At 50.5% G+C, this 19575-nt stretch carries 20 protein-coding genes; 4 read left to right on the forward strand and 16 right to left on the reverse strand.

What is annotated here, in order from left to right; all coding sequences use genetic code 11:
• Positions 1-114: 114 nt before the first annotated feature.
• The 7 genes from DW650_RS05010 to DW650_RS05050 all read right to left on the reverse strand — a co-directional run bounded on the left by DW650_RS05010 (position 115) and on the right by DW650_RS05050 (position 5622).
• The gene (locus DW650_RS05010; protein WP_118209241.1) at positions 115-537 is read right to left on the reverse strand and encodes an SseB family protein; all 423 of its coding nucleotides are present in this window, start codon (positions 535-537) and stop codon (positions 115-117) included.
• Positions 538-789: 252 nt separating this feature from the next.
• Positions 790-2466: a recombinase family protein gene (locus tag DW650_RS05015; RefSeq protein WP_009447114.1), complete on the reverse strand. Its 1677-nt coding sequence runs from the start codon at positions 2464-2466 to the stop codon at positions 790-792.
• Positions 2467-2566: 100 nt separating this feature from the next.
• Complete coding sequence (locus tag DW650_RS20300; RefSeq protein WP_004607973.1) at positions 2567-2794, reverse strand: transposon-encoded TnpW family protein; 228 nt, start codon at positions 2792-2794, stop codon at positions 2567-2569.
• Positions 2795-3211: 417 nt separating this feature from the next.
• On the reverse strand, positions 3212-3472 hold the full coding sequence (locus DW650_RS05030) for a helix-turn-helix domain-containing protein (protein WP_016289899.1): 261 nt from the start codon (positions 3470-3472) through the stop codon (positions 3212-3214).
• Complete coding sequence (locus DW650_RS05035) at positions 3453-3893, reverse strand: sigma-70 family RNA polymerase sigma factor (protein ID WP_050636981.1); 441 nt, start codon at positions 3891-3893, stop codon at positions 3453-3455. The genes DW650_RS05030 and DW650_RS05035 overlap by 20 nt, the downstream gene beginning before the upstream one ends.
• 536 nt (positions 3894-4429) lie before the next feature.
• Positions 4430-5419, reverse strand: a complete 990-nt coding sequence (gene rlmN / locus DW650_RS05045; protein ID WP_002569187.1) for a 23S rRNA (adenine(2503)-C(2))-methyltransferase RlmN — start codon at positions 5417-5419, stop codon at positions 4430-4432.
• Between the two features lie 23 nt (positions 5420-5442).
• Positions 5443-5622 carry a cysteine-rich KTR domain-containing protein gene (locus tag DW650_RS05050; RefSeq protein ID WP_002588768.1) on the reverse strand — a complete coding sequence of 60 codons (180 nt, stop codon included), beginning with the start codon at positions 5620-5622 and terminating at the stop codon, positions 5443-5445.
• Between the two features lie 384 nt (positions 5623-6006).
• On the opposite strand from DW650_RS05050, the gene DW650_RS05055 reads away from it, so the two are divergent.
• From DW650_RS05055 to DW650_RS05070, 4 genes are all read left to right on the forward strand, one after another.
• Entirely contained in the window at positions 6007-6372 is a 366-nt protein-coding gene (locus DW650_RS05055) for a helix-turn-helix transcriptional regulator (RefSeq protein ID WP_118209242.1), read from the forward strand.
• A gap of 268 nt (positions 6373-6640) precedes the next feature.
• Positions 6641-6970 (forward strand): plasmid mobilization protein, encoded by a 330-nt coding sequence (locus tag DW650_RS05060; RefSeq protein WP_002569185.1) that lies wholly within the window; start codon positions 6641-6643, stop codon positions 6968-6970.
• Complete coding sequence (locus DW650_RS05065) at positions 6931-8274, forward strand: relaxase/mobilization nuclease domain-containing protein (RefSeq protein WP_118209243.1); 1344 nt, start codon at positions 6931-6933, stop codon at positions 8272-8274. The genes DW650_RS05060 and DW650_RS05065 overlap by 40 nt, the downstream gene beginning before the upstream one ends.
• Before the next feature lie 89 nt (positions 8275-8363).
• On the forward strand, positions 8364-8810 hold the full coding sequence (locus DW650_RS05070; RefSeq protein WP_009447122.1) for a HEAT repeat domain-containing protein: 447 nt from the start codon (positions 8364-8366) through the stop codon (positions 8808-8810).
• A gap of 172 nt (positions 8811-8982) precedes the next feature.
• On the opposite strand, the gene DW650_RS05075 is transcribed toward DW650_RS05070, so the two are convergent.
• The 9 genes from DW650_RS05075 to DW650_RS05115 all read right to left on the reverse strand — a co-directional run bounded on the left by DW650_RS05075 (position 8983) and on the right by DW650_RS05115 (position 19561).
• Entirely contained in the window at positions 8983-9348 is a 366-nt protein-coding gene (locus DW650_RS05075) for a cysteine-rich VLP domain-containing protein (protein WP_009447123.1), read from the reverse strand.
• A complete protein-coding gene (locus DW650_RS05080) occupies positions 9345-9551 on the reverse strand; it encodes a transposon-transfer assisting family protein (RefSeq protein ID WP_009447124.1) in 207 nt (68 codons plus the stop codon). Before DW650_RS05080 ends, DW650_RS05075 begins: the two co-directional genes overlap by 4 nt.
• A gap of 2 nt (positions 9552-9553) precedes the next feature.
• A complete protein-coding gene (locus tag DW650_RS05085; protein WP_118209244.1) occupies positions 9554-10507 on the reverse strand; it encodes a hypothetical protein in 954 nt (317 codons plus the stop codon).
• Between the two features lie 3 nt (positions 10508-10510).
• Positions 10511-13894 (reverse strand): YodL domain-containing protein, encoded by a 3384-nt coding sequence (locus DW650_RS05090; RefSeq protein WP_118209245.1) that lies wholly within the window; start codon positions 13892-13894, stop codon positions 10511-10513.
• A 239-nt stretch (positions 13895-14133) separates the two neighbouring features.
• Entirely contained in the window at positions 14134-16224 is a 2091-nt protein-coding gene (locus tag DW650_RS05095; protein WP_118209246.1) for a DNA topoisomerase 3, read from the reverse strand.
• Positions 16225-16239: 15 nt separating this feature from the next.
• Positions 16240-16428, reverse strand: a complete 189-nt coding sequence (locus DW650_RS05100) for a hypothetical protein (RefSeq protein ID WP_076776107.1) — start codon at positions 16426-16428, stop codon at positions 16240-16242.
• Entirely contained in the window at positions 16425-17153 is a 729-nt protein-coding gene (locus DW650_RS05105; RefSeq protein WP_076776106.1) for a DUF4366 domain-containing protein, read from the reverse strand. Before DW650_RS05105 ends, DW650_RS05100 begins: the two co-directional genes overlap by 4 nt.
• Positions 17146-17424, reverse strand: coding sequence for a DUF4315 family protein (locus DW650_RS05110; RefSeq protein WP_076776103.1), 279 nt, complete (start codon positions 17422-17424; stop codon positions 17146-17148). The genes DW650_RS05105 and DW650_RS05110 overlap by 8 nt, the downstream gene beginning before the upstream one ends.
• 31 nt (positions 17425-17455) lie before the next feature.
• Entirely contained in the window at positions 17456-19561 is a 2106-nt protein-coding gene (locus DW650_RS05115; RefSeq protein ID WP_118209247.1) for a C40 family peptidase, read from the reverse strand.
• Positions 19562-19575 lie beyond the last annotated feature (14 nt).

Here is a 19575-nt window from a genome sequence, read left to right on the forward strand (position 1 = left end):
AAAATAAGCATTTTAAGAGGAACAGGTACAAAACACCTGTTCCTCTTTTTTCGTAAGCCATTAACTATCATTCAAAATTTTCTGCATAAATGCTGTTGCAATTAAATAATAAAACTATTCCTGTTCCCCAAGTATGATCCGTATCAGATTCTTATCTAACATAATCGTCCGATTCCACGGATTTACAATGATCCCATTAACCTCTTCTGCCATGAGAACGGTGCGAAATGCCTGCTCCATCCCCGTCAAAAATGTGGACATCACACTGCCGCTGCCCTTTAATTCTTCCTCGAAACTGGTAAATGCCGCCCACCAGCGATTGCCGTCTGGTGTCTGTATTGCCTGCACCTGCATCTGATCATCGCCCTTTGGCGGTTCTACCGCTATGATAAACTGACCGCCTTCTTTCATGCGCCTGCGTATTACAGTCAGGGTATGTGCTAACATCTCCTCGCTTGGTTCCTGCTGTAATGCCGCAATCGCAGTCTCTATTTTTTCGTTTCCCTGTAATCCTTCATCAATTTTATTGTTGTCCATAAAAATCTCCATTCTTGCGCTGTCTTTTTAATAAAAACAACGTTTTTATTTGCATATCAAGTTTGTGCGTAAGCACAAATCTTGCGAGTGAAAAATGTTATTTTTCACACTGATCTCCGTGTAATTTTTTATTCAAATTGTTCCATACAGTATTTTTCCACTAATTCAATAAATTCTTACTTTATATTTGTTGAGGTAAGATAACGTAACCTTTTTTGCAGAGGGCGTTATCTTACCTCTTTTTGATGTATGTTAGATAGCATAACTCTTTACGTCGGCTCCTATCTGTCTGAAATAGGAGATACTTTCGGTAGGCTTGTCGCCCGTATCAACTCTGCCGACAAAGCTATAAAAGATTTCGATTTTGCGGGTGTTCGTTTCCTTATCCAGTTCGTGAATAAGAATACGGTCAATAAATTCATGGACGTTTTCGTAGGTCAGTTCGGTAATGGCGGTGTATCTGCGTACCAGTGCGACAAACCTTTTCACGTCCGCGCTGCGCTCGGTGGCGTTGTCGATTTCCTGTGACAGCTCCGCAATCCTCCGGGTCAGCGTCTTTTTTTCTTCATCATAGCCGGAAGTCAGAAAAGCAAACTGTTCATCAGAAAGTTTCCCTAAAGCGTTGTCCTCGTAGAGCTTGCGGAATAAGATGTTCAGCTCGCTAATGCGGCTCTGCGCCTTGTCAAGCTCTTTCCGCTGCTGTGTCAGCGTCTTTTGTACTGCCTTTGCGCTGCACTCGTTGGCGGTTTCGATAAACTCCTGTTCATGCTCTTTCACATAGGACAGCACCCTCTGTAAATCAGCAAGGACAAGTTCTTTAAGGACGCTCTTTCGGATATAATGGGTAGTGCAAAGCTCGCCAGTCCTTATCCTGTTTCGGTACTTTCCGCAAGTGTAGGCGTGTTTGCGTTCCAGTGTCCCGGCTCCCTGTTGCAGATACATTTTATAGCCGCAATCCCCACAAAAGAGAAGTCCCGAAAAAATGTCAATTTCATCAACCTTTGTAGGGCGGTGTTTGGTAGCAATCCGTTTCTGTGCAAGGTCAAAGGTTTCTTCGTCAATCAAAGGTTCGTGCGTGTTGGGGAAAAAGTATTGCTTTTCCTCCGGGTTCTTTTTCGTCTTTTTCGATTTGTAAGATACCTTATAGCTCTTGCCCGTAATGGTATGCCCCAAATATTCTTTGCGTCCAAGAATATCATACAGTGTCTTATCCGGCCAGTTATAAATACAGGTCGGGTGCGGGCGCGGGTGGCGGCAACTGCCGGAACGACGGTAGCGCAGTTCTGAAACAGTAAGTACCTCATGTTCCCGTAGCCAGTTCTGGATTTCGCAGATACGGTCGCCGCGCACATACATAGCGAAAATCTGTTTTACAATGTGCGCCGTTTCCGGGTCGGGCAATAGATGATTGCGGTCGTTTGGGTCGGCTATGTAACCATACGGCACTTCGCCGTTGACACGCTCGCCTTTCTGTGCCTTTGCCTGTTTAACAGCCCGGATTTTCTTTGAGGTGTCGCGGGCGTAAAACTCGTTGAACCAGTTCCGCAGAGGGGTAAACTCGTTATCTTCCCTCGCTGTGTCTACACCGTCGTTAATGGCAATGTAGCGCACTTCATATTCGGGGAAAACAATCTCTATCAGTTCGCCGGTTTTCAGATAATTGCGTCCCAGACGGGAAAGGTCTTTTGTTATGACGGTCGCCACGTTCCCGGCTTCAACCTCATGCAGCATGGCTTGAAGCCCCTCACGCTCGAAACTCACGCCGGAAAATCCGTCGTCTACAAAAAAGCGCGTATTGAAAAAGTGGTGTTCGTCAGCGTACTTTTGTAAAATCAGCTTTTGGTTCTGTATGCTCTCGCTTTCCCCGGCCTGCATATCTTCCTGGCTCAATCTGCAATATAAAGCGGTAATCTTGTCTGTCTGTAACATTTTGTCCTCCTTTCCGACGACAGACAAGCATGGTATTTGTACTGTCTATATTATACCACATACCGCTGCCTGTGTCATGTATAAAATGTGAAGAAACGCCCTATTTTCGGGCGTTTGCGGGGTTCAGCTCCATGTCTTTGCGAATGAGCTTTTTTATCTTTTTATCCAGTGTGTCCGTTGCGCGTTCACTTGCAGACGAACATACAAGGTAAGTAACTTTTCCGATTTTATGCTCCGTTGTGGTAACGGGCGTTTGGTTTTGCGTCAAAGAAAATCCCCCTTTCTTTCGCAAACATATAATACAGTCTATGAATAGCAGCAAGTCCACTATTCAATAAAACAAAGGCTTTAATCGGACGGTTATTAGCATAACCTCATGGGAATTTCACCCCGGCATGGTTCTCATGCAGCCCTACCCATTGCCTGCGACGCTCTTAACGCTCGGACTGTGGCTGTAAGGAAGTATCATTGTATATTCTGCGTGTCGTTGCCCGCAAACCGCTACACTTGCTTTCCGGCGCGGTGTTGGTCGCTCGGCTGTCCGGGCGGTGATAACCTCGCCCGGATAGCGTCATGGCGCACCCGCCGTATGGCTCGACGCAAAAGGAACGTATCCGATTTGCCCTATGCTGCGCCGCCGTTATCTTGCGCCGCTTTCTTTTTCAAGGTTCAAAATGGCTGTGCTACCCGCGTCAACAGCGGAACGGAAAAGGGGGTGAGAGAAAGCGTCCCGCCGCCGTTGCGGTTATTCCTCTGTCCTAAAGGTGAGGACAGCCATCATCAGTTTTGCTTGCAGCCGTTCCCGAATGTCGTGGTCTACGCCGAAATAGACGTTCCCGCGCTCGTCGTACAGCTTCCGCATGGAGAGGCGGGCTATGTAGCCGCTAAAATGCTGCAAGACAATCTTCATGGCGTCCGGGTCACCCTTTGTCGCTGCCACAATGACAGGATAGGGAACAAGGGCATTTTCCGGGTAGCCGGGTTCGTTACCATTCGTCCCATTCATCAGCATTTTCCTCCAGATATTTTCTTAATTTCTCAAAAGAGCTTGTCCGCCTGTACTGTATCGTGCTTCTCGATGTATTGAACAACTTCGCAATCTCGGTGTCGTTCATTCCCTCGAAATAGTACAGGAGTACGGCTTTGCGCTTTTCTTCCGGCAAAGTACGGATTGCTTCAAGAAGCAGCTTCGGCGTGATTTTCTTCCCGGCTTTCTCAAAGACGGTTTCGGCGGTTTCCCGTTTGAAATATTCATCAAAGGTATGAAGCTGCCGCGCTTCGTCTAAGGGCAAATCGGAAAAGGTGACTTCCCTTGCCTTATGCCTGTGCAGCTCCCTGTGAGCGTCACACGCTTCATTGTGCAGCACCGTATTACAAAACTTCTGAAAAGCACATTGTTTGTAAAACTCCCTGCTATTAGGTTCCACATTCTCACCTCCTTTCTCGTTGGAAAGTTGGTGGTGCTTCCCCCTTTTCGCGGGGCAATACGGCGTTTTTGAAAAACGCCGAAGATTTTTTGAAATTTTTTCAAAAAATTTTTTGAGCAGCAAAATACGCCTGTCCGAAAAGCCCGGACAGGCGTATAGGTATTGTAAGCAGTATTTAGATGATTAGACAGTTCATAGTCAAGGGTAGAGAGGTTCCCGGCGGTGGTCGGGCTTTTTTTGATATGTCAATGACCGTCGGATTTTGTCGATAGGGTATGTGCTTCATGGCGGCTACCTCCTTTAGCCGCCGCTTTTAACAGTGATACCGCGTCATTTCATTAGAAGATAAAAAGAAACGGCGGCTTTGATTTTTCAAAGCTGCTGCGGAAATCAAAGAACGACAAGCAACAGTTCTGATTTTGCTCCAATATGGTTATTAGGGGCACAAATTAAAATCAAAAAAGAGCCGATAACAGCAGTATTTCAAACTGCATATTATCGGCTCTGCGTCTGTGCGTCTGGCTCTTTTAATTAAATTATTTCTGTTGTTTTTTGGCTTTATTATATGTATTAGCTAACTGTCCACAAGCTGCTTTAATCTCTCTACCATGAGAAACTCTCATGGTAACTTCAAGTCCTGTTTGCTCTAATTGATGTTTGAACGCAACCATTTCTTGTTTTTGTGGTGCTCTAATTTTTGAATTACTCGTCGGGTTGTATTGCAGCACGTTAATCATAACATTTTTGCCCTTAAACCATTTTGCAAGTTGCCTTATATCTGAGGAACGGTCATTTATACCTGGTAAAAGCAAATACGCAAATACCACTTTTCGATTATGCCTTTGAGAATAGGACAATGCTTGCTTAACAACATCTTCAATAGCGTACATGTGCATATGAGGAATGATACAGTTTCTCGCAGCCTGTGTTGCTGCATGTAAAGATATTGTCAACTGAATTTTTAGATGTTCTTCGCGCAATTTTTTTAATTGATTAACTGGACCAACTGTTGATACGGTAATGCCGTCGGTTGGAAAGTTAAGTCCATTTCTATCTCGAAGAATATGGATTGCTGCAATCAAGTTGTCGTAATTGAATAAAGGTTCTCCCATTCCCATAAAAACGATACGATTTACTTTTTGACGTATCAATACAACCTGCTGCACAATTTCAGACGGTGTTAGATTACGAACAAAACCATTGCGTCCGGACTCACAAAAAATACAGCCAACAGAACAACCAACTTGCGTACTTACGCAAACAGTCCCACCATCTCGCCGTTTAATAAAAACCGTTTCAATATACCTGTTATCTTTCAATTCATAAACATACTTTTCAGTATCGCTACTTTTATAGACTTTTTTTGTTGATATTGATAGATTTTCTTTGTGAAATGGCTGTTTATACAATTCCGTATATAAGGCTCTTGCTTTATCCTCTCCAATTACTTCCGACATTTCTTTGTAAGTAAATCCGTATGGGTCATTCAATATTTCCGTAGGTGTACTTTTAGGTAAGTGTTTCATTTAAATATCCTTCCTTTTCAAAATTAAAAAGTTTGTTTTTCAGAGTTTTTGATTATGATTTCTAGTTTTTCAACATCAACGATATGCGTTAATTTACATTTAGGGCAGAAAAGAGGAAAATTTCTTAATACCGTATTATAAAATACTTGAACCCTCGTCTTTCCGTTACAAATTGGACATTTTATCCAATATTTTTCAAGCATAATATTTCTCCTTTTGCGCAAAAAAATGCAGGTCAATTCTCAACATGAGCATTGACCTGCATTTATACATATAATACTACAACAAAATTAAGGCATAGTTTTTATACTATGTCTATACGTCGTTAGTTTTGTTGTATAGCATACGCAAAATAAGCATGACAAAAAAGCCCATATTGAAAATGGGAAAAATCTTTTTTGATTTCAATGCTTATCGAATACGCATGCTATGTAACATAAACATTCCCCCCCTTTTATATAATATTATATACAAAAGCAGCTTGTTGTCAACATATATATATATGAATTATTTTGGCTAACTGATAGAACTATGTAGACATATCCAAGAAGAAAGGGGAACAGTAAAATGTAAGAGGGTGAATAACTATGGCAAAAAGACCAGTACCAAAATACGACTTCAAGGCTTTTGGGGCAGCGATAAAGGCAGCGATAAAGGCAGCGCGTGAAGGACGCAAGGAAAGCCGCAAGAAAGTAGGCGACGAAATGTTTATCTCGCCGCGCTACCTTGCGAACATTGAGAACAAGGGGCAGCACCCAAGTTTACAGATATTCTTTGAGCTGATACAGCGTTACCATATATCCGTAGACCAATTCCTGTTAGACACGCCCGCTGCAAAGGACACAAAGCGGCGGCAGCTTGACGCGCTCCTTGACGGTATGAGCGATACAGGCATACGGATTGTGACCGCAACGGCAAAAGAGATTTCCGAAGTCGAAAAAGAGGGCGAATAGGAATGTCCGGCTTAAAACTGAACAGGATTTAGAGAGCGTTGTAATCTTTTTTGAGATTGCAGCGTTTTTCTTTTGCGGAAGTTTGGCAAAATCGCTTTTTCTCCGTAGTAGGGGATAAGAGCCTAAAGGATAAAAACATTCGTAGCAAGCATAGGAAGCGGGTACCCACTTCCGTATTTTCCCCCTCCCGCGCTGCGGCGCGTCGGTTGAAAATTGCTTGTTGGGAAGTGTCCCAAACCCTCGGAACGGAAAGGAAAGGAGCGAATACATGGACGGACGCAAAAGGACGGTACAAATCAAATTCAGAGTGACGGAAGCGGAACGGGATTTAATACTGGAAAAAATGAAGCTCGTACCCACCCGGAACATGGCGGCGTATCTGCGGAAGATTGCCATTGACGGATATATCATTCAGATAGACCACGCCGACATAAAGGCTATGACCGCAGAGATACAAAAAATCGGTGTCAACGTCAACCAGATAGCACGCCGCGTAAACGCGACGGGGAACGCATACCAAGAGGACATAGAGGAAATAAAGGGGGTGCTTGCGGAGATATGGCGGTTACAAAGATTAAGCCTATTAAAAGCACTCTAAGCAAAGCCCTTGACTATATCGAAAACCCGGACAAGACGGACGGAAAAATGCTTGTGTCCTCTTTCGGCTGCTCCTATGAAACGGCAGATATTGAGTTTGAATATACATTGTCCCAAGCACTCCAAAAGGGGAACAATTTAGCCTTTCATCTGATACAGTCCTTTGAGCCGGGGGAAGTGGATTATCAGAAAGCCCATGAAATCGGAAAGCAGCTTGCCGACGCGGTAACAAAGGGGCAACATGAGTATGTTGTGACGACGCACATTGACAAGGGGCATATCCATAACCACATTATTTTCTGCGCGGTGAACTTCGTAGACCACCACAAATACAATTCCAACAAAAGGAGCTATTACGGTATACGGAACATGAGCGACAAGCTGTGCCGGGAAAATGGCTTGTCCGTCGTCGTCCCCGGCAAGGGCAGCAAGGGAAAGAGCTATGCAGAGTACCAGGCAGAAAAGACGGGTACAAGTTGGAAAGGCAAACTGAAAACCGCCGTTGACGCACTTATCCCCCAAGTTTCCAGTTTTGAGGAATTGCTAACGCGGTTACAGGCGGCGGGCTATGAGATAAAGCCGGGGAAATATGTATCATGCCGCGCCCCCGGACAGGAACGCTTCACCCGCCTAAAAACCCTCGGCGCAGACTATACAGAGGAAGCCATAAGGGAACGGATAGCGGGCAGACGGACAAAGGCGGCGAAAGCCCCCAGAGAGCAGCGCGGCGTTTCGCTGCTTATCGACATTGAGAACAGTATCAAGGCGGCGCAGAGTAAGGGCTATGAACAGTGGGCGAAAATCCACAATCTGAAACAGGCGGCAAAGACTATGAACTTTCTCACCGAAAACAAGATTGAACAGTACGCGGATTTAGTTAGCCGGATTGAGGAAATGGCAGCGGAAAGCGGACAGGCGGCAGACGCATTGAAGAACGCCGAAAAGCGGCTTGCGGACATGGCGGTGCTTATCAAGAATGTTTCCACCTACCAAAAGACAAAGCCCGTCTATGACGCATACCGCAAGGCAAGGAACAGGGAGAAATACCGCGCCGGACAGGAACAGGCGATTATCTTACATGAAGCCGCTGCAAGGTCATTGAAAGCAACGGGCATTGCAAAGCTCCCGAACCTCGCCGCGCTGCAATCGGAGTATGAAGCCCTTCAAGCGCAGAAAGAAGCCCTTTACGCCGACTATGGGAAGCTGAAAAAGAAAGTCCGGGAATATGACATTATCAAGCAGAACATTGACAACATTTTACAGGCAGACAGACAGCCGGAACGGGAAAAGGGAATGGAACACTGATTAAGCAAAAAATGATTTTCGTATAGAAACAGAAAGCGGTATGTGGTATAATAAAATTATCTACAACTTTTGAAAGGATTTGATAGTACATGACAAAAGGAACACCAGCTAATATTAGTCAGCTTGTCAAAGACGCAAACAATAAATCATCATGGAAAATTAGGCTTGCTGCGTTGAATGAACTAAAACAATATGATTGTCAACAATCAAGAGATGTTATTACTCGTCTTGCTCTCCATGACAAAGTTTATAAAGTTAAAGAGGAAGCATTTAGAGCAGCACAAGCTATGGGGATTACTTACCGCGGAAATCCTATTCGCTTAGGACGTAAAGATATTGGTTTTAAGACAAAAGACTTTACTAAAGTTTTTCTACGTATCAAACGTGAAAAATCAATGGAAGAATTAGATTTACAATTATTCAAGGAAGCGTTCAAAACAATCGCGGCAGAAATGTATGATGTAATGGAATTTGAAAAGGGTCAAAAATTTGATGATTGGATTACAAATACATACAAATGTTTGCCAAAGAAATAAAAAGAACAGGGCGCGGAAAGTCAGTATATGACTTCCGCGCCCTGTCTTTTTGTGGGTGCTGTTGTGGTAAATGTTACGCAATAGAACGCCATTTTCGGGGGAAAAGGTATAAAGTATCGCCTATCCGATTTTCCCGCCCGGAAAGCCTTGCAAATCAAGGGATTTTCCGCGCCTACTGCGTAACAGGGGCGCGTCTTTTCCTCATGCGCTCGGCGGCCTGTCTGCGGGTGATACGCTTCCGGCAGTCGGGGCAGTATTTGACGCTGTTAGAGCTTGACGCAAAGGACGTGCCGCACTCGGTACATTTCTTCCTGTCCCCGGTTTGGTAAAGCTCCGCATAGAGCAGCTTATCAGCGGGAAGCACCGCAACCTTAAACCACTTGCAGAGAAGCGAATAGGAAATGAGCTGCGGACATACGCACTCGTCCCCGTCGTCCAGTAAGATACAGTTTCCATTATCGCAGTTGCAGCACGTCCGGCGCACAAGGGCGTTGACTTTCCGGCTCTGGGGCGGCGTCAGCCGCTTGACCTCGCTCATACTTCATCAGCGGCGTAAATGGGAAGCCCCGCAAACTCCGCTTCGGTCATGGCTTCCACTTTGGAGAGGGTACGGGCAGCAAAGCCCCGCATTTCCCCGTCCATAAAGGGCAGCGCGGCGTTCATGGCGACGATAAGCCCCTGTCGGCTCCCGGTCTTGTAAATGCTCAAAAGGTTTGTTTCTTCTACGGTCAGTTTTGTCATGTTCACACCTCCAAATCGTGATTTTTATTCTTTGCCGCCGCCTTTTTCGGGGCGGTCTTTGCCTTGTCTGTTTTAAGCTGCGCCCGGATAGAGGGGCGGGGCTTCCGTATCTCCCTGTCCCGGTTCTCCCTCTTGTCAATCAGCGCATACGTCCCATGTCTGCCCTCGATTTTGGAAAAGGAAAGGGTCTTGTAGGGCAGCATGGAGAAAAGACGGTCAGTGTCCTTTGTAGCCGCAAGCTGCATGAACGCCGGGGAAAGCTCTACCATGAAATGGGTCTTGTTTGGGCTGTTCGGCGTGTCGTGCCGCTTCATTTCCCACACAATGCGCCGCGCTTCCGTTTCAATCAGCCCGTCCCGCAATGCGGCGATATGCGCCTTGAAATCTCCCGGCGGAAGCTGCTCCCGGCTGCGCCGTTCTTCCTGTAAGAGCGATTGCAGCGCGTCCGGGTCGTTGGGTACGGCTTCAAAGCGTTCAAACTTCCCAAGCTGCGGGTCTGGGGTTCCGTCAAAATATCTCCCGGCTTTCTGTACCCTTTCCCCACGCTCATAAAACAGCTTCACCGTATCGGCGGGCAGCTCCTTTTCCTTGACGCGCTCATAATGGCGGGAATAGTCAAGCTCATACAGATTGCCCTTGATTTTCCCGCGCTCCTTTCCCGTCAGCTCGATTGCATAGGCAAGTACGCGGTCGCTTGTCTGCTCCATGTAGAAACGCCATGCATTGTGGGGCGCGGTGTCCTTTAGGAAAACGTCGCGCTCCCTAAAGCAATGCGTCCCGGACGGGCGGCAGAACCACAAAAGGGTCTTGTCCTCCCTGTGGGGGCTTGCCGCCGCCTTTGCGATAATCTCCTTGTCAATCTCCAAGTCGCTCTGGTAAAAGCCTGTATTCTGCTTCATAATCGCTTCAAGGGAAGCGAACAAATCCACGTTTTCAAATCTGCTCTGTTCCGGCATGGGTCAGCTCCTTTCCAAGTCCTGTGACTTCTGCTTTGCGTTTTTCTTCTGCGCCTTTTCCTTGTCGGCTCTAAGCTGCGCCCGGATAGAGGGCTTCTTTTCCGGCTTCGCTCCCTTGACGCGCTCCTTGTCGGCTTTGACCGCATTAGCCAGGTCAACAAGGGAAATCGTTTCTCCCGCCTTGACCTTTGCTTCCAGTTCGTCAACGGTAGGGGTGTTGTTGATGATACCGTCAAAGTTGTTGTCGTTCTGCTCTACGGTGTCCTCGACGTGCTTCAAAGGGTTTGCCTTTTCCGGCTGCTCTGCGGCAACGGCAAACGCCCGCGTCCCGTTCCCCATAATCAGATACTTTCCGTCGTCGGATTGATGATGAAAGCCATATCCGGCGGCTTCTATCTGCTCCCGGCTCATGGCGGTTACATGGAAAGTCCCTCTCGATGTTTTGACAGTTTCGCCCGTTTCCAAGTCGTCCGGGGTAAGCTGTTTCTGCTCCTGTAAAAACTCCGGCACTTGCCGGAAACCCGCGCTGTCAACATAGTGCGCCGCGTCCTGTCCGTCCTGATGAAGCACTACCACGTCGGAAACGGAAAGGCTGTGTCCCTTAAAGTCTTTGGGGTGGTCGATATTGAAACGGGTATAAATATCTTCAAGGGAAGTCCCCGGCGCAAGGGGCGCGGAATAGACAAGCTCATAGTTCGCCCTGTCAACCACATTCCCCGCCGCCTGCAGGCGGTCGTAAGGCTCAAAGCGCAAGTCCCTTGTTTCGTCCCCGCCTTTTATCTGGTAAATGGAAAAGGTGTCCTTGTCCGGCTCGGCGGTCTTTGCCGTTTCCTGTGCCTTTGCGTAGAGCTGCTTTACGTCGCCCTCGGTCAGCTCCCCGCTTTTGAGCTGCCCCATAAGCTCGCGGCATTTCTCCGGCGTTCCGGCGAAAAGAACGTCGCCCATTTTCGCCCGCCCGTTCTCCTGTGTCACATAGGCTTGCAAGAGGTAGCTGTTTTCCCGGCTGTCGCCGTAAGGGTTCCGGCGCACTCTGTAAATCGTTTCCGGGGTAAAGGCTTCTTTCGGGGCTGCGTCCGCTTTTTCCTGTGCGCCGGATTTCCCCGGTGCGTCTGCTTCCGGCTCCGGCTTCTCTTTCCCGGCTGTATCTGCCTTTTCCGGGGCTTCCGGCTGCGGCTGCTCCGGCGCGGCTGCCTGTTCCTCTCTGGTGGGCTGCTCCTGTCCGGCGGTTTGCTCCTTGTCCTGTGCCTTTTGCAGTTCCGCAAGATTTTCGTCTATGGAATTGATAATCTCGGCGGCTGCGCTGCGTATCGTTTCAAGGGAGCTTTTCAGTTCGGACAGCTCCCGCCCGCTGCTCCACCCGGCGACGTAGCCGAAAGAGTAGTCCGACGTGTCAAGCCCGTAATGTTGGCAGACGGTATAGGCGACGCTTTCCGCTTCGACTTCGCGGGTGCGGCGGTCAACGCGGGGCTGCTGTTCATCTTTGGGCGCGTTGAGGTCAATGTCGTGCAGCTTCGCATGGGCGATTTCGTGAATGGTGGTCTTTAAGGTCTGCAATTCGCTCATGCCCTCGTTGATAGCAATGCGCTTGTCCTCCAAGTGGTAGTAGCCATGAGAGCCGCCCTCGATATTCTCAAAGGCGATAGGGACGGGGGAAGTCTTTTCAAGGGCTGCGAAAAAATCCTTGTAGCGGTCAACGTCGCCCGTCAGCTCGTCCACCGCAATGTCCGGCAGCTCCTTTCCCTCGGTCTGGGAAACGTCGAAAACAGACACTACCTTGTAGGCGGGTATCTTGATTTCCTTTTCCTCGGTGACGGGCTTTCCGTCCTTGCCGATAATGGGCTTTTGTGTGTGCGGGTCTATCTTCTCCACTTCCTGTCTGATTTTGAACGGCGACGGGGCAATGATTTTAATCCCCTTTTGCCCTTTCATCACGTTGCGCCCGAAATTATTCTTCCAAGCGGAAAAGCCCGCCACAAGGGAAGCGTCCGGCTTCTGCATGGCGATAAGCAGCGTATTGTTGAAGCTGTAATTATGGAATTTTGACATGACGCGCAGATATTCCTTGTAACGCTCGCTGTCAAAGAGTTCCGTAATGCCCTGTTCCAGACGGTCGGTAATCTCTTTGAGCTTTTCGGCGGGCTTCTCGCTCGTCAGCACGATAGGGATAACCGGGCGCGGCTCCTGTGGCTGCTCTGCGGACTGTGCCGTTCTCTGCCCCGGCGCGGCTGCGTCCATTTCTACCTTTGACGGGTCGGGGCGTTCTGCCTGTGGGAAGCTCATTACTTTATACTCTTTGGGAATATCGCTTTCGCGCCCGTTGTACCACTCCGTAAAGGTGTTCTTGTTGTTGTAGATATAGCCCTGGTCGGTAAAGCGTCCCCCGTCATTGATAGCTGCGTCCCGCCCGTATTCCTCATACATGAAATACTTTTTCGCTTCTTCGGGAAGCTCCAATTCGTCCAGCTCGTCGATAAGGTAATAGCCGTAATCTTCCTCGCTCTGTACGGTAGGATAGAGCCAGTAACAATCAAGGTTCTGTGCAAGGTTGATAAGGTCTTTGATGTTCCCGGCGCGTTCCCCAAGCGTCACCGCCGCCGTAAACTTGTCCCTGTCCTCGTCGCTCTGCATTTCCAAGAGCTTCCCCAGATAGTTCAGCTCGTCAATCCCCGCGCTCTGGATAACGGCAAGCGGCACGTCAAAGGGCTGCTGCTCGGTGTTGGCAAATCCATTGATGAAAAAATCCTGTGGGTTGTCTGCGGTAATGCCGACGCTTTCCATAGCCGCGTGAAGCTGCTGCGTTGTAGTCGGCATGGGAAGCCACACGCCGCCCGGTTCGCCTGTTTCAAAGCGGGTGCGGCTGTCAATCAAAATCGAAAACTGCTCGCTCATTTTTTCTCTCCTTTCCTGTTCCATCATGCGGTGCATAAGCTCAAAATCTTCAATGCTCATGCTCCCGTCAAATACATAGGGGTTAAAATCCTCCCCGTCCCGGTAGGGGTTTTCGGAAAAGGGAAGCCCCGCTTCATGGGCGGTGGCTCTTGCTTCCTCGATAACCTCCGGGGGAAGCCTGTCGTCATGCGCCCCGATAAAACCGTCAATATCGTTCATGCTGTTTTCGTAGTGGTAGCGCACTCCGGCGGTCAGCTCGTCAAGGCTCATATCCTCGCCTAAATGCCCGCAATAGTAGCCGTTAAGGATAACGGCGGCGGGGTCGGTGCTTTTGATTTCCTCTAACCGGCTCCTGTCCTCCGGGTAGAGCGTATCGTCCATATCAAGATGAAAATATTCCGCGTTCCATGAACGCCCCTGTTTCCAGAACGCCACCCATGCGATACCGTCCCTAAGCTCGTCCTGATAGTCCTTTACGGTGTCCCGTAAACTTGCCATAGTTGAAAAACCTCCTTTCTCTGGGGCAGCGTCATAAGCTGCATTTTTTGGCTGCATAGCCTACTACGGCACACCCGCATTTCTGCCAAAGTTTTTTGAAGATTTTCAGAGGGTGAAGCCCTCCGCAAAAGAGGGTTTGGGAAACTTCCCAACAAGCAAAATCCCCGTCCGGCGCGTCAGCGTCGTAACGGGGATTTACGGAAGTGGGTACCCGCTTCCTATGCTTGCTATTCCAGTTTTTAGTTCTTCTGCACTTCGATACGGTAGTTGACGTATTTCCCGCCAGTGTCAGCTAAAACGATAGTCCCGTCGTAGGTCTTGCCTGTTTTCGGGGAATAGAGCTTCTTCACATTCGCCTTGCCGGATTTAAGGAGCGCGGCGGCAATCTTCGCGGAAAAAGCGGTCTTGCGTTCCTCAAAGAAACGGTCGTTCTTCCACATGACAAAGGCACATTCCCTGTTGCTGCAATAGTAGTTTTTCTTCCCCTCATGAACGGGGGAACCGCAACGGGGGCATTTCCCGATAGAGGGCTTTTCCTCTCTGAATAAATCCTTTTTCCCGTCCAGTGCTGCGGCGTGTGTCTGCACAAGCTCCCGCGCCATAGCTTCAATGCCGGACAGAAATTCTCCGGGGTCTGCGGCTCCCTTTGCTATCTGCGTCAGATTGCTTTCCCATTCTGCGGTAAGCTGCGGGGAAGTGAGCATATCCGGCAAGATTGATATAAGGGCGGCTCCGTTCTGTGTGGGGATAAGCTGCTTGCCCTTACGCTCCGCAAAGCCGCCCTTTACCAGTTTTTCAATGACTGCGGCGCGGGTGGCGGGAGTGCCAAGCCCCCGGCGTTCCGCGTCCGGGTCGGTGTCCCCGTTCCCGGCGCGTTCCATAGCAGAGAGAAGCGACGCTTCGCTGTGGGGCTTCGGCGGCGTTGTGGTATGCTCCGTTACTTTTGCGGCGGGTTTTTCAAAGCTCTGTCCCTCGGAAAGCTCCGGCAGCGTCACACCCTCATTTTCCCCGTCCTCCGGGTCGGGTTTGCTTTTCAGCGTCGCCCGGTATCTGCGTTCAATCTCTTTCCAACCGTCCGAAAGTACGGTCTTTCCCCTTGCGGTGAAGTCTGTCCCGGCGCATGAGAAAACCGCCGTAACCGCTTCAAAGATATGTGGCTCGGCGGTAGCAGAGAGCAGACGCGCCCCCGCAAGGGTGAGGATATTCCTCTCGCTTTCCGGCAGCGCGGCAAGTTCTGTCTTTGCAAGCTCCATAGTGGGAATGATTGCGTGGTGGTCTGATACTTTCTTGCTGTCTAATACCTTTGCAATCCCCGGTGTGAAGCCCACGCCCGCCATAAAGGGGAGCTTTTCACAAAGCAGCGTGATAATGCCCGCTGCGGTATCGCCCATGTCGTCGGTGAGGAAGCTGCTGTCCGTCCTCGGATAAGTCAACAGCTGCTTTTCATAAAGGGCTTGTGCAAGGTCAAGGGTCTGCTTCGCGGTGTAGCCGAAAATGCGGTTCGCTTCCCGCTGCAAAGAGGTAAGGTCAAAGAGCTTTGGCGGGGCTGCGGTTTTCTTCTCTCTGGTGAGGGAAACGCATACCGCCTTTCCCGCTTCGCAAGCCCCTTTCAGCGCGTCGGCTTCTGCCTTGTCGGAAATCCTCTCGCTTGCCGCTTCCGCGCCGGATAAGTCAAGACGCACATGGTAATATTTCTCTTTCTGGAAATGGGAGATAGCCGCGTCCCGGTCGGTGAGCATTTTCAAGGTCGGGGTCTGGACGCGCCCCACGTTCAAGGTCTTTCCATACAGGCATGAGAAAAGCCGGGTGGCGTTAATGCCGATAAGCCAGTCAGCCTTTGCGCGGCAGAGGGCAGACGCAAAGAGCGCGTCATATTCCCGCCCGTCTTTGAGGGAAGCAAAGCCCGCCTTGATTGCCCCGTCCTCCATTGAGGAAATCCACAAGCGGCGCATGGGCTTCTTGCAGCCCGCCACTTCGTAGACAAAGCGGAATATCAATTCTCCCTCGCGCCCCGCGTCGCAAGCGTTCACCACTTCCGAAACGTCGGTGCGGTGCATAAGCTCCTTTAAGGTCGCAAACTGCTTCCCCTTGTCCGGGTCAACGGCGTACTGCCATTCCTCCGGCAGAATGGGTAAGCTGTCAAGCTGCCATTTCCTGTACTGCTCCCCGTAGGCGGCGGCTTCCGCAAGCTGTACCAAATGCCCGACGCACCATGAAATGAGGTAGCCGCCGCCCTCGATATATCCGTCCTGTTTTCCCTTAACGCCAAGCGCGGCGGCGATAGTCTGCGCCACGCTCGGCTTTTCTGCAATCACAAGTCTAAGTGCCATGAAAAAATCCTCCTTTCAGCGTTCCGGCGCGGTATGCTTCTTCTCCTGTGCCTGTTTCAGACAATAGCCGATACAGGGGGATTGCGCCTTATAAGGGCAGCGCATACACGCCGGGGATTTTGGAACGGGCGGCGCATTGTCACGCCGCCCGGTGGGTCTTTGTATCATCATTCTTTCTAAAGGGTTCTCGGTGAAAAGCGTCATGCGTCCCTGTCCTCCGCTTCTTCATCTTCGGGAACGTCCAAGCCCTCCCCATCGTCCGGCTCCGGCTCGTCCTCGTCGTAGTCGTCAAAGTTGAAATCTTCAAGGTCGGTGCCGCCCTTGACGCTCTGCTTCGGCTTCATAAACTTAAAATAGTAGAGTGCGCCCCCGCCGCCAAGAAGTGCCACGACAAGGAAAAGCACAAGCCCGCCCGTATTGCTTTTCTCTTTGGGCTGCTCCGGCGGTTCCTCGGTTTCCGGCTCCGCTTCCTTGCCGCTGCAAGCGGTCATGTTGTCCTTGCAGACGGGGCAGCTCACATTCACTTTCCCGGCCTCGCATTTATCGGTGCAACTGCAAACAGCGGGCGGGGCTGCTGTTTCGGTGCTTCCGTCCTCCATGAGTGCCATAAGGTCGGCTTCGTCCACTTGATTAAGGAAATGTACGGTGTTCTCGCCCTCGTCGTCCCGGTCAATGAGGATATAGAAGTAATTGCCGTTTTTGGTCGTCACTGTGATAAGCTGCTTGTTGCCGCCGAAATCGTCTACAAGGGTCGCGTTCCCGTCCGGGGTAAGGGGTTCTTCCTTTTGGGGTTCCTCATAGACAACGCCGCTGTCGTCGGTGGCGTCCTCGCCCTCCGGGGTCTGTGCAAAGGCGGTGACGGAAAAGCCGCCCGTCAGCATGAGGGCGGCGCAGAGTGCGGTCAAGGTTCTAAGGATTTTCTTATTCATTCTCGGTGTCCTCCATTTCTTCGGTGTCGTGGTCTGCGGGTTCTGCGGGGTAGCCCGGCGCGGATTCCATGCCCGGAATACCGCCGTCTTTCAGCATAGCGGAAAGCTCATGCGGGGAAAGGCGCATGGAGCGCACAAGCTGTACGATTTGCAGATTTTCCGCTTCGGTTTTCTGCGCTTCAAGCCCCCTTAATTTATTCTGGTACTCGGTGATTTTCTCGCGGGTCTTTGCAATCTCCTTGTCGATACGTTCAATCTTATTCATAGCCATAAATCAATTTCTCCTTTCAGATTTTCAGTTTTTAGTTCCAATTCATTAAGCCGTAGCCCTTGATACAGCCATAGTCAACGGGATAGCTCTTTATCTTGCAAGCGTCGCCGGAATTGCCCTCGACGGTATAGACGCGCTCCCCGTCAGTCCCGATAACAAGCCCTACATGGTCTGCGCTCCCGTCCCCGTCCCAGTCGAAAAAGATAGCGTCGCCGGGGGCGATATTCGCATAGCCCCTCGCACCCCATTGCCCGCGTGACTGGAACCACGGTACGCCCTGTGACTGGCACCCGGCAAAGCGCGGCTCCGATAGCCCCGCCTGTCCGTAGCACCACGAAACGAAACAGGCGCACCATTCCACGCGGCTGTTGAAGCCGTACCAGCTCCAATAAGGCCGCCCGCCCACGTTTCCGGCCTGCCGCTTCGCAAGCTCTACAATGGCGGTGTTGCCGGGGCGTGTGCCGTTCACAAGCTGTACGCCGCTTAAATCCTCGGACGCGCCCGTATCGGGAGAACCGCCGCCGAAAATCAGCGGCTTGTTGCCGCTTGTTTCCAGATAGACGCGGTACATTTCAAGCTGCTCCGGCGTAAGAAGTTCCTCCGCAATCTCGGAAACAGGCTTGTTTGTCAGCTTCACGTTGAGAATGTAATAGTTATAGGCAACGTCAACCTCGTATTCGTAGGTTTCCGTAGAGGTTTCTCCCGTTTCCGGGTCGGTGACGGTGCGTGTGCCTGTGCGGGTTTCCGTCCTGTGGCGCACTTCGATTTCTTCCGTCAGCGTCAAAGTGTACTGCATATCAAAGACGCGGTTTATTTCTGCCTGTGCGCTCTGCGGGGTGTAGGTCTGGAAAAGCGCGGTGAGGTAGGACGCTAATTCATGGGGGTTATGCCCGATACTGTCAAGGTCATAGCGGTATTCGTCATAGCCCGGATTGTCGCGCTCGATATTGTCAATCCGCTGCTGAAGCTCGTTTTCCTTTGCGGCGTAATTGTTCTCCGTCGCCACAAGGTCGCTGTCCTCCGACGTGTAGGAAGTCCCGACAATGCCGTTCATCAAGCCGGAGAACATAGAGCCGCAAGAGGAAAGCCCCGCCGAAATCATAATGAATAAGAGCAGCGCGGCAACGGCGATACAAACGCCCGCCGGGTGCCTTGCCACAAACGCCGCCGCTTTCTTTGTTTCCTCGGCTGTTTTCTTCGCTGCCTTGCGGGTGTTCTCTGCGGCTTTCTGTGCCGTTTTTGCGCCGTTTTTCCTTGCCGCCTTTGCATACTGCCGCTTGATTTGCTGCTTCTGCATGAAGCGGGAAAGGGGGTTGCCCCCAATCTGCGGATTGTCATGTAGGGCTTTGTGGTACTGGAAATCCACATTCGCCTTGAACGCCGCTTTCTCTGCCTTTGCCGCCGCCCGGTAGGGTTTGAGCTTGTGGCTGTGGTAGCCCTCCTTGACTTTCCGCGCCCCGTACTTTGCGCCGCGCTCTGCCAGTTCTTCGGATTTGTGCGCCCCCTCAACGCCGGAATTGTCCTTTTCAACGGAATGTATCTTGTTGTGGACGAAAATACCCGCTTCCTGTGCGGGGCGGGATAGCGGGTTATTGTGGGGCTTATTCTTTCCTATGGGCTTTTCCTGTTCCTCAAAATGTAGGCGGGTCTTGCCTTTCCCGGTGGCTTCATCAAAGGTGCGCTCCCGTACAAGTTTCTTTTCTTTGGGGATAGCCGCCTTTGCCGCGTCCAGACGGTCGGCTGCTTTGTCCGATTTTCGGATATACCTTTCAAGCTCCGGCGTTGCCCGTTCCTCGTCGGTAAACTGCAAGCGGGAAGATTTTTCTTTTGCTGTGGCTTCTGCCTGTGCTTTCCTCGCCGCCTTTTTGCTCGCCTTTCTGGTACGCGCCCCGTCGATACGTTCCAAGACGCGCTCGGCTGCTGCGGTGTCCTGTTCCCGTTCTGCCCCCGGCGCATGGGGAAGCGGCGGCGTGTCGGTTAAGGGCGGGGAAGTTGCGCCGCCCGGTAGGGGCTGCGCTGCCTGTTCCGGCTGCGGTGGGGCTTCGGTCTTTGCAAAGTCCGCGTCCCTTATCCGCTTGCTGATACGTTTCTTTTTCCCGGTAGCGGCGTTTACCTCGACAGCCCCCTCGCGGGTCATTTTCTGCGTGACTT

Source organism: Roseburia sp. AM23-20 (assembly GCF_003470905.1).
GTDB classification, from domain to species: domain Bacteria; phylum Bacillota; class Clostridia; order Lachnospirales; family Lachnospiraceae; genus Roseburia; species Roseburia rectibacter.

Excerpts from the sequence above, each read along its gene's own strand:
- DW650_RS05070 (WP_009447122.1), top strand. The coding sequence starts at position 8,364 with ATGACAAAAGGAACACCAGCTAATATTAGTCAGCTTGTCAAAGACGCA.
- DW650_RS05090 (WP_118209245.1), bottom strand. The coding sequence starts at position 13,894 with ATGGCAAGTTTACGGGACACCGTAAAGGACTATCAGGACGAGCTTAGG.
- DW650_RS05075 (WP_009447123.1), bottom strand. The coding sequence starts at position 9,348 with ATGAGCGAGGTCAAGCGGCTGACGCCGCCCCAGAGCCGGAAAGTCAAC.
- DW650_RS05010 (WP_118209241.1), bottom strand. The coding sequence starts at position 537 with ATGGACAACAATAAAATTGATGAAGGATTACAGGGAAACGAAAAAATA.
- DW650_RS05100 (WP_076776107.1), bottom strand. The coding sequence starts at position 16,428 with ATGACGCTTTTCACCGAGAACCCTTTAGAAAGAATGATGATACAAAGA.
- DW650_RS05115 (WP_118209247.1), bottom strand. The coding sequence starts at position 19,561 with ATGACCCGCGAGGGGGCTGTCGAGGTAAACGCCGCTACCGGGAAAAAG.
- rlmN (WP_002569187.1), bottom strand. The coding sequence starts at position 5,419 with ATGAAACACTTACCTAAAAGTACACCTACGGAAATATTGAATGACCCA.
- DW650_RS05055 (WP_118209242.1), top strand. The coding sequence starts at position 6,007 with ATGGCAAAAAGACCAGTACCAAAATACGACTTCAAGGCTTTTGGGGCA.
- DW650_RS05065 (WP_118209243.1), top strand. The coding sequence starts at position 6,931 with ATGGCGGTTACAAAGATTAAGCCTATTAAAAGCACTCTAAGCAAAGCC.
- DW650_RS05095 (WP_118209246.1), bottom strand. The coding sequence starts at position 16,224 with ATGGCACTTAGACTTGTGATTGCAGAAAAGCCGAGCGTGGCGCAGACT.
- DW650_RS05105 (WP_076776106.1), bottom strand. The coding sequence starts at position 17,153 with ATGAATAAGAAAATCCTTAGAACCTTGACCGCACTCTGCGCCGCCCTC.
- DW650_RS05060 (WP_002569185.1), top strand. The coding sequence starts at position 6,641 with ATGGACGGACGCAAAAGGACGGTACAAATCAAATTCAGAGTGACGGAA.
- DW650_RS05080 (WP_009447124.1), bottom strand. The coding sequence starts at position 9,551 with ATGACAAAACTGACCGTAGAAGAAACAAACCTTTTGAGCATTTACAAG.
- DW650_RS05110 (WP_076776103.1), bottom strand. The coding sequence starts at position 17,424 with ATGGCTATGAATAAGATTGAACGTATCGACAAGGAGATTGCAAAGACC.
- DW650_RS05085 (WP_118209244.1), bottom strand. The coding sequence starts at position 10,507 with ATGCCGGAACAGAGCAGATTTGAAAACGTGGATTTGTTCGCTTCCCTT.
- DW650_RS05030 (WP_016289899.1), bottom strand. The coding sequence starts at position 3,472 with ATGAATGGGACGAATGGTAACGAACCCGGCTACCCGGAAAATGCCCTT.
- DW650_RS05015 (WP_009447114.1), bottom strand. The coding sequence starts at position 2,466 with ATGTTACAGACAGACAAGATTACCGCTTTATATTGCAGATTGAGCCAG.
- DW650_RS05050 (WP_002588768.1), bottom strand. The coding sequence starts at position 5,622 with ATGCTTGAAAAATATTGGATAAAATGTCCAATTTGTAACGGAAAGACG.